Origin of the sequence: Chitinophaga hostae (genome assembly GCF_018224885.1) — a bacterium.
Classification (GTDB): Bacteria; Bacteroidota; Bacteroidia; order Chitinophagales; family Chitinophagaceae; genus Chitinophaga; species Chitinophaga hostae.
In genome coordinates this window covers 105,584-120,895 of the sequence record NZ_JAGTXB010000016.1, presented here as the reverse complement: position 1 = coordinate 120,895, position 15,312 = coordinate 105,584, and the positions used below count along the sequence as shown (strand labels likewise).

Genomic DNA, 15,312 nt, shown 5'->3' with positions numbered 1-15,312 from the left:
CCGCGTATAGGAGGCCTCTTTTTATTTCCGGACCGGCATGAGCCCCGACAACCATCTTGAAAACAATAATAAAATCACGGCGGCCGCCGCAACCATCACAACAAACAACAAAAAGAAATCATAAGGAGTATGAATAGCATATCCTGCTAAACTAATGATCCGGCCTTTTTCAGGATATAAAGTACTCAATACACCCGCCAGCTTATTAGCCGCTGCTGTAGCCAGAAACCATACCGCCATCAGCAGCGATGAAAATTTAAGCGGCGATAGCTTATTCACCAGCGAAAGTCCTATCGGCGATAAACAGAGTTCTCCGAAAGAATGCAGCGCATACATCCCGGTAATCCAGATGATGCTTACCTTGATACCTGTTCCGGCAGATCGTACGCCAAAGGTGATCCATAAATAACCCAGCGACAGCAGCAATAATCCCAGTGCAATTTTAACAGGAGCAGGCGGCTCATACTTTCCCAGTTGTGGCCATAACCACGCAAAGAATGGCGCAAAAATAACGATGCAGATCGAGCCTAATGAAAGAAACAGGCTGGCAGGTATTTCATCCAATAAAATGAAATTTTTATGCATGGAAAGAAAATATGCATTAACCCCGGTAATACCCAACAGGAATAGCAGTAACAGGCCATATACTGTGTGTTGTAGTAACCGATCCTGCGCGGAACCTAACCGTTTCCCGGCGCGGTGGAAACACCGGAACAATACATAGAGCAGCAATACCGATACCAACTGTACAGACCACCGCGGTATTCTCCAGTTCAGATGCCTGTTGGTTTGTTCATCTGCAAAAAAAGTCAGCGATGCGCCTGCCTGCTCAAAAGCAGCCCAGAAGAAAATCACAAAAAAAGAAATGATAAAAATTACTTTGACCCGCTGTTTCTCCATCCGGGTAAGTGACGGATCTCTGAAAATAATTACCGCTATCAACAATACCGCTGCCAGCAACAGGTACGATAAGTAATTCACAACCTCCACATCCAGGTATAGTAAACCAATCATCAACAAGGACGTGAGCGCGAGTCCGCTGATCATCACCAGGGGCTTCAAAAGATTTACCGGCGCCTGTTGCGGTGTGAGGCCCAGTACATTTCCCGCCGGATCTGTTACATACCGGTGATGAAAGATGCTTTGCACAATTACACTGATAATCATACTCACCCCACCGGCAAGAAAGGCCCACCTGAAATCAGCAGGATCGCCGGTGTCGCCGGCTAATCCGCAAATTAAAGGCCCCAGCGCACCACCGGTATTAATACCCATGTAGAAGATGGTATAGGCCGTATCTTTTCGTTTATCGTCTTCCGGATATAGTTGCCCTACCAACGAAGATATGTTTGGTTTAAAGAAGCCATTCCCGGCAATCATACAACCCAGACCGGAGAAAAACAATAACAGCGATACCTGCGGTGCGCTGTGATAACAGGAGCTGCTGCAAAAAAGAATAGCTTCTCCCACCACCATTACGATGCCGCCTGCAATAATAGCGCGCCTGTTGCCCCAGTAGCGGTCGGCGATATAGCCGCCCAGTAAGGGAGTAAGGTAAATCAAACCTGTATAGCTGCCATACAGATTAGCTGCAAACACTTTGCTGAATAACAAAGCTTTGGTCATGTAAAGGATTAGTACGGCACGCATACCATAGTAATTAAACCGCTCCCACATTTCTGTTGCAAACAGGATATAGAGTCCTTTAGGATGCGGCGCTTGCCGGGAATTTACAGGCATAGTAAAATGTTTTCCAGTGCGTGATGTAAAGAGCACTTTGTCAAATATGCTATTCTTTGCCTGACTACTGTTTGCAGGAATTAACTATAACTGCACTTATTTTAACCCGGTTGTAGCAAGCTGTTTTTGAGAAAGGTTAATATCGGCAAAGAAGCTGTCAATTTCAGCATAGATAGTCAGCAGGGGTTACATTAAATTCGTAATACAACAAAATCAAAATCGAAGCAGCGCCCGGTATCCCGTTTATGAAGACCATTTGTGGACTCTTGTAATTCAACCAAAATCACATTGAATCAACTATCCTGAATTTTGTACCAAAACAATATTTCCGGTTCCTTATCTCCTCACTCATAAACTACATTTTATGTACTAGACCATTTTACCATTAATGCCATCCCGGGCTTTACTGCCTGTTAATTGATCTCTTAGCCGGTAGCGTACTGCTACCTGCTGTTATACTCATTTTCATTCCTAAAATCCTTGTATGTTACATTTATCTCGAAAGATAATAGGGGCCTTGCTATGCGCGGCAATGAGCCTGGGTGTTTCGGCGCAGCAAAAAAATGAACCGGCGCCGTTGCCGGATCACTGTTCTTCTTCCCGTGCTATGCAGGAATTGTATAAGAAACATCCTGCATCCCTGCAGGCGGCCCGAAATCAGGAAGTAAAGATCAGGAAGATGATATCCGCATTGCGTATGCAAAGGCAAATGGCGCCGTTGCAACCCGTGCAATACACCATACCGGTGGTTTTTCATATCAATGACCCCGTCAATCCCTATAAGGTAACAATGGAGCAGATTCGTTCTGCCATTGATATCCTTAACCAGGACTATAACCTGGCGAATGCGGATCATAACCAGGTTGACCCGCGCTTCATCGGTCTCGCCGCCAATCTGCATATTACTTTTCGCCTCGCAGATATTGACCCACAGGGGAATGCCACTACGGGCGTTACATATCACTATAACGACCTGGATGGCCGCTCTCCGGATGGTACCGGTGCGGCAGTGAAAAGTATTTCTTACTGGCCTTCTGAAAAATACCTGAACATCTGGATCGTAAGTGAAGTAGAACAAAAAGGCGTATACAATAACTCGGGCTGGACCTACCTTCCGGACGACTGGGTATCAGCCAACCACCTCGATGGCGTAGTATATAACTGGCGTTATCTTGGTTTGCCCGGCGTAGGCAGTTCAGAGAACAGTTACCCCAATATGAAACGTGTGCTGACCCATGAGGTAGGCCATTACCTGAACCTGCAGCATACTTTTGAAAATGGTTGCAATGCACCCGGCGATGAAGTAGATGATACACCGCCTACCTTGTCTAACTACGGCGGCTGTAATCTGAATGCTAACTCCTGTGGTGCGGTGGCGAATGTGGAAAATTACATGGACTATTCTTCCTGTACTAAAATGTTCACGCTCGGCCAGAGCGACAGGGCGCTGGCGGCGCTCACCAGCCCCGTTGCACACCGCAACAATATTTGGTCTGCCGCTAACCTGGCAGCTACCTTGTTGTCGGACTCCACCCACAGGATCGTACCAGGCTTTACTGTGTTCAATGAAAGCGATGTGAATAATGGCGCGGTGACAATGGCAGATACGCTGAAATTGCTGGGCGGCGCAACATTTACGCTTAATAGCGGCAATCTTACTATGGGCACTCACTTTACCATGCAGCGGTTACCCGCGGGGCTTTCGGCCAGTATCCGCGTGCTTAACAATACTACCGCAGTATTGTCTTTTACCGGTAATGCTACTCAAAACAATAGTGTCAACAATACCGATAGTCTCCGCATTACTTTCCTGGATGCCGCCATACAAGGGGGCGTTGCAAGCTTGTTCCGCCCGTATATCAGCCTGGGCATTCGTTTCCTGGATCCTTATAAAATCATTTACAACGACATCCCGGATATCGTGATCAATCCTTCCAATACATGGACTTTTATCAGTTTTAATACCGGAGACGCACAATTCGGCGGATGGCTCGACAATGGCAAACTACGCCTGGAAACCTACCAGAAAGCAGCGGTTTGTGAAAATGGCACCCGGAATATTTCACCATTGGCTGTGAATACCCTCATCGCAGATACTTCTTCCTGGATGGCCGGTGGCGCTTACCCGGATGAACATGATATTTACAGCAACGCATATACGAAATGGGCGGGCAGAACGGGTTACATCGGTGTTCGGTTTACGCTGGCAGGTAAACTCCGTTATGGCTGGATTCGTATTACCGTAGCCGCCGATGGCAGCAGTTACATTATAAAGGATTATGCCTGGAACCAGGCCCCCAACGGCAGTATCAGGGCAGGAGACGCGGGAACACCAACATTGTCGTGGTCACGGATACAGTTCCGGGAAACACTGGCTAATACCGGCGCCATTAGCGATACGGCAGAGGTGAGCATTCTTGGAAACACCTTCGCTATCAGCTCGGGCAACTTTACCCGCAATGTACAGTATACCGTTAGTAGTCTTCCTGCCGGATTGAATGTGGAACTGACTGCATTGAACAACACCACGGCGCGGCTCCGCTTCACCGGTAACGCTGGCAGTAATGCTGCTGCCAACAGTGCCGCTGTTACGGTTAATATCCTGCCTGCTGCCTTTACTAATCAACAGTCAGCAGACAGCAGTCAGAAACAGTTGGCCATTAGCTTCCGTGATCCGTATAAGATTAAATACGTGGATGTAAATGATACGGTGTTTACGATCAATGCCGTTAACAACTGGTATTATTTCCGGGTAGATAGTATTACCGATGCGGCTTATGGATTGTGGTCGGACGGTGGTAAACTGAGACTGGAAACATACCAGCAGCCAATGGTTTGCCAGGGCGCTACCAAAAATATTTCGTTACTGCCACTTAATACGAATATCAGCGATACCTCCAACTTCGTGGCCGGAGGTGCTTATCCGGATGAACATAATCTGAATGTCCTTGCTTATACCGCATGGCTGGGAAGAACAGGTTATGCAGGTTTCTCTTTTACTACCGGCGGAGAAAAATTCTATGGCTGGTTCAGATTTAAAGTAGCCGCAGATGGCAGCGGATATACCCTGATGGATTACGCCTATAATACATTGCCCGGTGGCAGCATCAGGGCCGGACAAACTGCATTGCCTTCAGCTGATACCAGCGTAAATGTACAGGACTATTGCCCTGCCAGTACAGCATTGAATTATAATACCATTACACGGGTACGCTTTGCAAACCTGGATAATAGTTCCCAATGGGATGGTTACAAAAACTTCACCGCACAATCAGCCACAGTGGTTGCAGGCGGTTCCTATCAGCTGCAGGTTAACCTGGCGGTGGAATACTGGCCCGACATCTCGGTGGCTGCCTGGGTAGACTGGAACGGCGACAAACAGCTGGATGACGCGACAGAGAAAATATATGTAAGACGCGGTACTGGTCCGTTTACACAAACAATCGCGGTGCCGGTCAATGCAAAAACCGGTGCTACGCTTCTCCGTGTAAGAATGGGATACGGCAGTAATGTACGGCCTTGCGGCATCGATAATTACCAGGGAGAAGTAGAAGACTATACGATAAAGGTAACTAACGGAATGGGGTTGATGCAAAAGACGCCCGCTCCGGTATACAAGCTGAATGCTACGAGTCCTTTCTCAGACTGCATCAATGTTAGCTTTAAGTCGGCGGTAAGCACCATGGCATTGGTCCGGCTGTATGATCTCCGTGGCAACATACAGAAGGAACAGGAAATGCAAATTGTGAAGGGGACCAATACGCTGTTGCTGAATAATTTGTCGGCCCTACCAGCGGGCATGTATATCATTGATATCTCTTACGGAAAAGAACACCGTACGGCGAAAGTAGTGAAGTAAATAGCTGCTTTGAATACAAAGAGGCGGTATCGAAAATAGCTTTTAGCCATTAGCTGTTAGCTTTTAGTAAAAATGCAGCGAAGCGTTATATTAGTCTTCGCTGCATTTTTACTAAAAGCTAACATCTAATAGCTAAAAGCTTTATTGCCCTACCGCTGCGTTGGCGTCAACGTTACCCCAACCAAACTGGTTACTCTTATTCTGGCTCAGACTGGCAGCTCTTATCATACGGGCCACGATACTGTCTTTAGGATAAGAAGGATATTTGCTCCATACCAAAGCAGCGATACCTGCACAGCTGGCGGTGGCTACGGAGGAGCCGCCAACAGTAGAAGGGTCATTGCCCGTCATAGCAGTGGAAAGCGCCAGGCGGCCATTGGAAGCCTTTTCCATTACTACCGTAAACGCTACCTTGCTTCCCACATGGCAGCTGCCGCAGCGTTCTGTGAGGTTATCTTTCATACCGGTGATGGCATATACTTCCGGTTGATTTGCCGGGAAAATAACGCCTATAAAACTTCCGAAAAAGCTATTGGAAGTACCGGCAGCACAAAAGATCAGTTTCTGTTTGTTATAGGCATAACGGATAGCATCTATGATTACACTGACGTCAATAATGGTACCCAGGCTCATACTGATAATCTTTACATTCGGATCATCTCCGCCAAGTATATAAGCATTTGTTACACCGGTTACAGACTCCTGTGAAAGGATTACCACGTTTTCAGCAGCATGCACTGTTACCAGGTTGCTGTTATAGGCAATGCCTGCTGCGCTGCCACTGGTGCCTCTTGGGGCTGCCAACGCACCTGCCATGCTGGTACCGTGTCCACAAAGATCGTCAGGAGTACCGCCCGGGTAAGTTACCAGCTTCTGGATAGTTCTGCCGGAAGAAGATCCCTGGTTAAACAAACTGCCAAAATTCGGCTGATCAGGACTAACACCGGTATCGATGATCATTACCTTTACGCCACTGCCGGTAGACTTTGTCCAGGCTTGGGGGATATTATGATAGGCATAATTCCAGGATTGCTTTGCACCGGGTGTAATATTCGTGTAGTCGGTACCTGCTACCAGGCCTGGTTCAGCGCTATTGCTGCCGCATCCGAAATTCAGCAGTGTAGATTCCACGCCGGCCTTGCCGGAAGGGGCCTTGCCCGCCATGTAGGCGCCATAACCAATAGGCTCGGCATAGCGTACCAACTTAGAGCCTCTCAATGATTTTAAGGTAGCTATGCGACTAACCTTTACATTAATACTCGGCAACTTGGTGTGCGACAGTACCACAACATCCTTTTCTGTTAACGCAGGGTTGTCCTTTTTTTCATTTTCCAGGATCAGGTTAATTACCTGCTGTTTTGCTTCCTTCCAGTTTGCATTATTAAGATCAATCGCATGAATGTTATGACTGAGATCATTGAAACCCGCCGGCTGATAACCGACAGAGAGAATGCTATCTCCCTGCACCAGGGCGCTCCAGGCAATATCATTACCGGCCATAGCCCATTTAAAGTATCCGCTGTCGGCTAATTTTTCACGGATAAAACGATTGATCGCAGATTTGGGAACTGCAGCTACAGGATTTTTCTCATCTGAAATGTTACCTGTTTGGGAGTTTTCATTTTTTCGACAGGAGAACAATGCAAGGCACATCACTCCGGTCATCAGCAAATTAGAAGTTTTCATCTGTAAGAATTAAATGATTATAAAAAATAGAAAAAAGGATAACAGATTTGGGTACCGGGTTTATTCAATGGTTTACTTTTAGCGCATACAGGATAGGCCTGGATTCACTAAAAATAGTGCGCTCTTTGCCGGATAGTAAAATTGCCGGCGGTAAAAATAGGTTTTTGTTTCGTATAGGTGTATAAGTTATATGCTTCGTGGAGGCATGTAAAATGTACATCAACGCAAACAGAAAAATGATGTTATAAAAATTGCTGGGGCTTGCTGTGCAGGTGGAATGCTGAGCAGAGCATTTGGCTATTAGTGCTTGCTGTTAATTACTAAAGCAGGCAACAGGGCTTCGATAAATATAGGAATAATTCTTTAAGCTATACAATTTTAATATAGAAAATTCCGGACCATTACAAACATGTATGACGCCTTGTCTTATGGAATAATGGACACATAAATGACTATACAAGCCCGAACTGTGGTGTAAAGGCATTTTCCGGAGATGAGTGTCATCAAGCAAATTAAAACAGTTAAGGGCATCTCAATTGCTTTTGAGATGCCTTCTTTACTTATATGGCCGGCTTTTACCTTCGGCTTCTAAAATTATTTGGCAGTGTAAATAATTTATATTTGCTTTGTCACGCTTTACAGCCAATGATAGATATTTATAAAAATATAATCAACCGTCCTTCTTAGCAGGAACTCTTCCTGCAGGCAGCTTCATGCTGTAACAAATCCAACGTAATCACCTGTTTTTTTTGACGCTATTGACAGCAATGTCCGTGGGCGCCGTTTCCAACCATTAACATACTTATAGTTATGATTTTCGAAAACAATCAGGCTTTCGCACAAAGCCTGGATCGGCAAGATCCGTTACATCACCTGCGGGATGAATTCCTTTTTCCCAAGCAGCATGGTGTTCCTTTCATCTACCTGTGCGGAAACTCGCTGGGTTTGCAACCGAAGGCAGCGCGCAGTTATGTTGATCAGCAATTGAGTAACTGGGAAAACCTCGCAGTGGAGGGATGGTTTGAAGGTGAAAACCCCTGGATGTACTATCACAAAGAACTGAAGGGATTGATGGCAAATATTGTTGGCGCCGGCCCGCAGGAGGTATGCCCGATGAACACCCTTACCGTGAACCTGCACCTGCTAATGGTTAGTTTCTATCGGCCCACAGCAAAGCGGTTTAAAATCATTATGGAAGCGGGCGCGTTTCCTTCCGACCAGTACGCGATAGAGAGCCAGGTGAGGTTCCATGGCTACGATCCTAAGGACGCGATTATTGAAGTAGCTGGCCGGAATGGAGAAAGCACGCTGCGAACAGAAGATATCCTGGCTGCTATTGCCGATAACGGCGAACAGATTGCCCTGGTATTGTTTGGAGGTATTAATTATTTTACCGGCCAGTGGTTTGATATGCCGGCCATCACTGAGGCTGGTCACCGCGCAGGCGCCGTGGTAGGGTTTGATCTGGCGCATGCTGCGGGCAACGTACCATTGCAACTGCACGAATGGGACATTGATTTTGCCTGCTGGTGTTCTTATAAGTATCAGAACGCAGGTCCGGGCGGGATCAGCGGTATTTTTGTACATGAAAAACATTTTTCCGACACATCACTCCACCGCTTTGCAGGATGGTGGGGCTACCAGGAACAGCAGCGGTTCAAAATGGAGAAAGGTTTTATGGCGGAAGCGGGCGCCGATGGCTGGCAGGTAAGCTGCACACAGGTTGTTCCAATGGCGCTCTATCACGCCTCACTTAAAATTTTTGAAAGCGCCGGCTTTATTGGTCCGCTCAGGGAAAAAAGTCTTCAGCTAACTGCCTACCTGTACTACCTGGTCGGCGAAGTGAACAAAGCATTAGGCTTCGAACAATACAAGATCATTACACCTGCTGCTGAAGGGGAAAGAGGCGCCCAGTTGTCTATCATTGCCCGATACAAAGCAAAAGAAATATTTCATGCACTGGTGGCTAACAATATCCTGGGCGACTGGCGCGAACCTAATGTTATCAGGCTTAGCCCGGTACCGTTATATAACAGCTTTGAGGATGTTTTCCTGACCGCAGCACGAATGCTGACCATAAGTAAAGAACTGATCACGCCAAAACAATAACATCAGCAATGGAAATAACACCTGAAATAAAAGACAGACTGTCCCGGTTGCAGGAGAAGTATGCCGCTATGGGGCAGGAAATAACCGCGTACCTGGACGGACTTCTTTACGCAGATTACCTGACGTATTGGGACTATATTCACCTGGATACGCTACTGAGTCTTCAACATCCGAAAACCTCCTATCCTGATGAGGAGATTTTTATCATGTATCATCAGATCACGGAGCTTTATTTTAAACTCGCCTTGCACGAATGCAAACAGATAAGCATCCATAAGTCGCTGACGCCTGATTTTTTTGCTGCAAGGCTTAAAAGAATCAATGCCTATTTCACTGCGCTGGTATCCTCTTTCGATATTATGGTGGATGGTATGGATAAAGAACAGTTTCTGAAATTCAGGATGTCACTGCTGCCGGCAAGCGGGTTCCAATCGGCACAGTACCGTATGATAGAGATCCACTCAACAGACCTCGCACAGCTGGTGCACCTGGATAAAAGAACGGAATTGAAAGATGCCCCGGTGGCAGCACAATTTGAGTTTATTTACTGGAAATATGGCGCTTCCGAATTAGCTACCGGTAAGCAAACGCTTACCTTGCAGCAGTTCATTATAAAATATGCCGGGCAACTCCTGCACCTGGCGCAACATAATATTAACAGCAATTTTTCCGCATTATACAAAATGTTGCGGGAGCGGGGAGAAGATATGAGCGCGGTGGAAGAGGAGCTCAGAAAGCTGGACCTGTTTGTAAATGTGGAGTGGCCGTTGTCGCATTATAAGTCGGCAGTGCGGTACCTGGAGCGCGACCCGGTAGACATTGCGGCTACAGGTGGTACCAACTGGCAGAAATACCTGCCGCCCAGGTTCCAGAAAAGGATTTTCTATCCATACCTGTGGACCGAAGAGCAGATGGAGCAATGGGGGAAATCCTGGGTAATGAATGTATTAAAAGCTTACAGAACGTAGTGACATAATAGAAAGACCTTCGCGCGACCTGTGTGAAGGTCTTTTTATAATATTTATATCTAGTTATAAATTTTTTTGCCGGCGTACACTGCAATATTATCTCAGCAACTATCATTGTTTGGTATCCTATTATTTTTGTTAAATGTAAATAATACCTGTTTGAACATCCATTATGGACGCTGGTTTGCGTAGTTATGCCGACATTTCCAGTGAAGTAATATTGCATGATGTTTTCGTAGAAGTGTTATTTTACTGACGTTTCCGGGCGACTTTTTTGTATTACGGGAAAATTAATTTTTCTTTTTTTCTTGATAAGAGTTTTTGTTGTTTCAGAATTATTCATTTACTTTACTAACGAATACAATTCTACCACGAACTGAAAAGTATTTATGAATAATTAAAGGTTGTTTCCACCACAACTGTATTTCCTTTGAACCCTATTAATTGCTTATTTTTCAATCCCATGAACGTTTAAAAACTAATAGGAGATACCAGCACCGGGTTTATGCGCTTAGTGTATAAATACTGTTGTTTAGTAATCCTTAACACCTGTTTAGAACAACCCTAAGTCAAGTTGTAAAAACTTGATTTGCCACTATGTATGTCGGAAAGAGAGCGTTTCCACAAATGAATTTAAGAAAGAAACTGTGCGTCTGGTTTCCGGACCGGTGTAACTATATTTTACTGGATCTGGACTGCATACTGGTTACTATTTTATTTTGAAGCAGGAACGGAAAGCCGTGCTGATATAGCTATCGCTACCCTACAATTGTCACACCAGGGAGTAAAAGTTGCATACAGGTTATGCTGTAGAAGGCTGTTGAATAAACATGCCCCTCAATACTACAGTCAATGTTATTGCCCTTTTGTTAACCTGGATTTCCCTTTCATATGAACGAATGACTGTCACGCCAGTAGAAGATTTTTTCTTCCCTGAGGTGTAGGAGAAGTATTGTGTCAGCCAACGTAAAATATGAGCGCAACAAAACGTAGCAAGTAGACAATAGCAACCGATAGATGAACGGAAAACATTTTGTTATCCTGACGTACCATTTTTAATAATTCATTCGAAAACCTAAGATGAGATGATGTTATCTTCCCTCCAAAAAATCAGTGCCCTAATCGGGAATACACCTGTGGTAGAGCTCAATATGCCAGGTGTTTCACTGTTCACAAAACTGGAATACAGGAATTATTCCGGCAGCATTAAAGACAGAGCTGCTTTTAGTATTCTTTCCAACGCCATCCGTAATGGCAAAGTAAACAACGATACGCTCATCGTTGAATCAAGTTCCGGCAATTTTGCCATCGCGCTGGCACGCATCTGTAAAGATCTTGGCCTGCGCTTTATCCCGGTAATTGATCCTAATATTAACCGCGAAAATGAAGCAATGCTGCGCCTGTTTACGGACAGGGTAGTGAAAGTAGAAAAGGAAGACAGCACCGGTGGATATCTCCTCACCAGGATTGAAACCGTAAAAGAAATTTGCGCACAACACCCCAACAGTTTCTGGACTAACCAGTACGATAACCCCGATAATTTCAAAGGATATTATAACACCCTTGGAAAAGAAATTTGCGAGAGATTCGACCACCTGGACTATATGTTTATTGCCGTAAGCTCCTGTGGTACTATCAGCGGCATATCCCAGAAGATAAAAGAAAAATTTCCCGACATCACCATCGTTGCCGTTGATATTGAAGGCTCTGTTATTTTTAATATTCCTCCGCAGAAAAGATATGTTTCCGGTCTGGGATCCAGCAAAGTTCCTTCCATATTGGAACACGCCATCATTGATGACGTAATGATTGTGTCTCACGAAGAACTGGTAGCCGGTTGCCACGAGCTGGTGAAAGAACAGAATATTTTCGCAGGAGCCTCTTCCGGCGCGGTTTACGCTGCCATCAAAAATTATTTTAGCTCACATGCCGTTGAAGGTACGCCGGTTGCACTTTTCTGTTGCGCCGACCGCGGAGATTCCTATATCAACAATGTATACGACAAGAAATGGGTGCATAACATGATGGAAAAGTTATCCACAATAAAAGCATAATAAACATGTACTATTTAAGTAAGTCCGATCTGTTACACCTGGGCATCAACTGGGACGAAGTGATCGAAAAGATCAGGGAAACCGTTTACACCCTGAAAGATGGTGATTTCGCCCAACCCATCAAACCCTACCTGAGATACCGGGACGTCACTAACCGTATCATCGCTATGCCGGCTTTTGTAGGAGGTAAAGTATCTTTTTCTGGTATAAAATGGATCGCCAGCTTTCCGGATAATATCAGGAAAAATCTTCCACGTGCTAATTCTGTCACCATATTGAATGAAGCAGATACCGGCGTTCCTGCCTGTATCATCAATACCAGCCACGTCAGCGCCGTTCGCACAGCAGCGGTAACCGGACTGGTCGTGAAAGAATATCTGCAACGCAACCAACAGGAAAAACTGAGTGTGGGAATTATCGGTTTCGGACCTATCGGCCAGCAGCACCTGGACATGATCAGCACGCTGTTGGGAAGCCGGTTGGACCAGGTAAACATCTACGATCTTAATCCGCCGGATGTTTCACTGATTCCTGCCTCGCTGAAGCGGAAAGTAAATATTGTGAATAGCTGGGAAGAAGCATTTGAGCAGGCTGATATAATGATGACCTGTACGGTATCTAAAAAACCATACATCAACAAAGCTCCCAAGAAGGGATCCCTGCAGTTAAATATTTCCCTGAGAGATTATGTACCGGAATTTATCAATTACACAAACCATATCGTAGTTGATGACTGGGAAGAGGTATGCCGGGAAAACACAGATATCGAGGTAATGCATAAAACTCAGGGCCTCACTAAATCAGGTACGTTGTCACTTGTAGATATTATCTGTGAAGATAAACTACAGCACGCGATGAAGGAAGAAGTGGTCATGTTCAATCCAATGGGAATGGCCGTGTTTGACATTGCTACCGCCGTCTATTTTTATGAAAAAGCAAAATCAGCCGGCGTCGGTATTGTGCTTGCCGATTAAAAGTAGCAGATCAACACCAGATCATAGATCTTTTTATTAAAGAGTCTGGATGCTTGCAGGAAGACTTCTTTTTGTCACCGACAGCCACCGGTACGGGTGGAACTTGCCAGGTTGTCGGAACAACAACGTCTCTTGTAACATTCATGATACACAAGTGTTTCCCGCCGGGGGAAGGTTGCTCTTATGTCGTGATAAGGACAGCTGCACCCTGGAGGGAGCACTTTTTATGCTCAACACATTTGTTAATGCGAAACCTGACAATCATGAGTGGTAATAAATTTTACTTAAAGCCTAACGTAGTAATAGAACCATTATTTGACAGATGGTATGCCTGGAGCCACCTGATATCACCGGCAACCGCCGCCATGAATGTGGTTGGCAGACATCTTGATATCATGGATTCCTTTATCATAGAACCTTTTATCCATGCAGAAGCAGTACTGAATCCAAAAATGAAAGGCGGTCCTTTCATGGATATACCGGTTAACCGCGTAGATGAAGTGAGCGCCCTGTACGATAAAACCGTAAAGCACCAGGAAAATGCCGTGAAGTTCTCAAAAGCGGTAAAGGAGCTGGATCGTTTACTGGAAGCAGAAGGAAAAGGGATGGGTATGGAAACGCTGTACGAAAAAGTTCCTTCGATTCTCAAAGGATATGTGGAACTGTTTTACGACCGCAATAACAATGCTGATTTTCGTTTCTTTGAATCTTTATTATATAAGAGCCAGTTCTATAATAAATCTTCTCAAAGCATTGCCCTGTGGGTAACTGAAAACGATCATCGTCCTTTCTGTTTGAGTACTCCAAGATTGGACGAGCCAGGTGTATTGCACCTGGAAATACCCTTCGATCATGCAGGTATCGATGAGCTGGCAAAAATGAAACGCAACCCGCAGAGCCTGGAGTATATCAAAACTTTATTAGGAATATCCCCCGCAGACGAGGCCCTCTTTGATACATTTTTTACCACCACACCGCCTCCTGTTTATAATAAATACACCGGTGATAAAATCCGCATGCGCTATTTCGGACATGCCTGCATCCTGGTGGAAACCAAAGATGTGAGCATACTCGTAGATCCGCTGATCAGCTACTACGGATACGACAGCGATATCGAACATTTCTCTGATGCAGATCTTCCCGATGTTATCGATTATGTGCTCATCACCCACAATCACCAGGATCATATCCTGTTTGAAACACTGTTACCACTTCGCCATAAAATCAAGCACCTGATTGTGCCCCGTACCAACTCCGGCCAGCTGGAGAACCCTGACCTGCGACTGATGTTCAGTAATATCGGGTTCGACCAGGTGGAAGCCATTGAAGAAATGGAAACCATCGAGTTTACAAATACCACGATCACAGGATTACCTTTTACAGGAGAACACAGTGACCTGAATATCCTGTCAAAGGCCTGCTACCTGGTACAGATCAGCGGCTTCAAATTATTGTTCCTGGCGGATTCCCGCATCAGCGAACCGGCACTTTACAAGCATATTCATAACAGCATCGGTGATGTGGACGTGATGTTCCTTGGCATGGAATGCGATGGTGCACCATTGACCTGGTTGTACGGCCCGCTGATGACAAAGAAGATTACCCGGGAGCAGGACAGCAGCCGCCGCCTGGCAGGTTCTGATTGTATGAAAGGAATGTCGCTGGTGGAGATCTTTAACCCGAGAGAGGTATACGTTTATGCAATGGGTATGGAGCCATGGCTGGAGTTTATCAGCAGCATTAAATATACAGACGCTTCCAATCCTATCATCCAGTCTAATAAGCTTGTGAAGCACTGTGAAGAGAAGGGAATGATTGCTGAACGCCTTTTTGGTGAAAAAGAATTACTGTACGAACGGAAGTATGCCGCTGCAGAATAAGCATTACTAATACCGGGCCGGCATTAGCGTATGAAAGTAGTC

The 15,312-nt window shown here is 45.5% G+C and carries 8 protein-coding genes; 6 read left to right on the top strand and 2 right to left on the bottom strand.

Annotation, left to right across the window (positions count from 1 at the left end; genetic code table 11):
• Positions 1-21: 21 nt before the first annotated feature.
• Positions 22-1,740 carry a peptide MFS transporter gene (locus KE626_RS25235; protein ID WP_211975792.1) on the bottom strand — a complete coding sequence of 573 codons (1,719 nt, stop codon included), beginning with the start codon at positions 1,738-1,740 and terminating at the stop codon, positions 22-24.
• A gap of 484 nt (positions 1,741-2,224) precedes the next feature.
• On the opposite strand from KE626_RS25235, the gene KE626_RS25230 reads away from it, so the two are divergent.
• The gene (locus KE626_RS25230) at positions 2,225-5,599 is read left to right on the top strand and encodes a M43 family zinc metalloprotease (RefSeq protein ID WP_211975791.1); all 3,375 of its coding nucleotides are present in this window, start codon (positions 2,225-2,227) and stop codon (positions 5,597-5,599) included.
• 141 nt (positions 5,600-5,740) lie between these two features.
• Here KE626_RS25230 and KE626_RS25225 read toward each other — a convergent pair whose 3' ends face one another.
• A complete protein-coding gene (locus KE626_RS25225) occupies positions 5,741-7,285 on the bottom strand; it encodes a S8 family peptidase (RefSeq protein ID WP_211975790.1) in 1,545 nt (514 codons plus the stop codon).
• Positions 7,286-8,095: 810 nt separating this feature from the next.
• Here KE626_RS25225 and kynU point away from each other — a divergent pair.
• The 5 genes from kynU to KE626_RS25200 all read left to right on the top strand — a co-directional run bounded on the left by kynU (position 8,096) and on the right by KE626_RS25200 (position 15,270).
• The gene (gene kynU, locus KE626_RS25220; RefSeq protein ID WP_211975789.1) at positions 8,096-9,394 is read left to right on the top strand and encodes a kynureninase; all 1,299 of its coding nucleotides are present in this window, start codon (positions 8,096-8,098) and stop codon (positions 9,392-9,394) included.
• 8 nt (positions 9,395-9,402) lie between these two features.
• The gene (locus KE626_RS25215; RefSeq protein ID WP_211975788.1) at positions 9,403-10,362 is read left to right on the top strand and encodes a tryptophan 2,3-dioxygenase family protein; all 960 of its coding nucleotides are present in this window, start codon (positions 9,403-9,405) and stop codon (positions 10,360-10,362) included.
• Positions 10,363-11,447: 1,085 nt separating this feature from the next.
• Complete coding sequence (sbnA, locus tag KE626_RS25210; protein ID WP_211975787.1) at positions 11,448-12,416, top strand: 2,3-diaminopropionate biosynthesis protein SbnA; 969 nt, start codon at positions 11,448-11,450, stop codon at positions 12,414-12,416.
• A gap of 5 nt (positions 12,417-12,421) precedes the next feature.
• Entirely contained in the window at positions 12,422-13,390 is a 969-nt protein-coding gene (sbnB, locus tag KE626_RS25205) for a 2,3-diaminopropionate biosynthesis protein SbnB (RefSeq protein ID WP_211975786.1), read from the top strand.
• A 245-nt stretch (positions 13,391-13,635) separates the two neighbouring features.
• Positions 13,636-15,270 (top strand): MBL fold metallo-hydrolase, encoded by a 1,635-nt coding sequence (locus tag KE626_RS25200; RefSeq protein WP_249207684.1) that lies wholly within the window; start codon positions 13,636-13,638, stop codon positions 15,268-15,270.
• Positions 15,271-15,312: the final 42 nt, after the last annotated feature.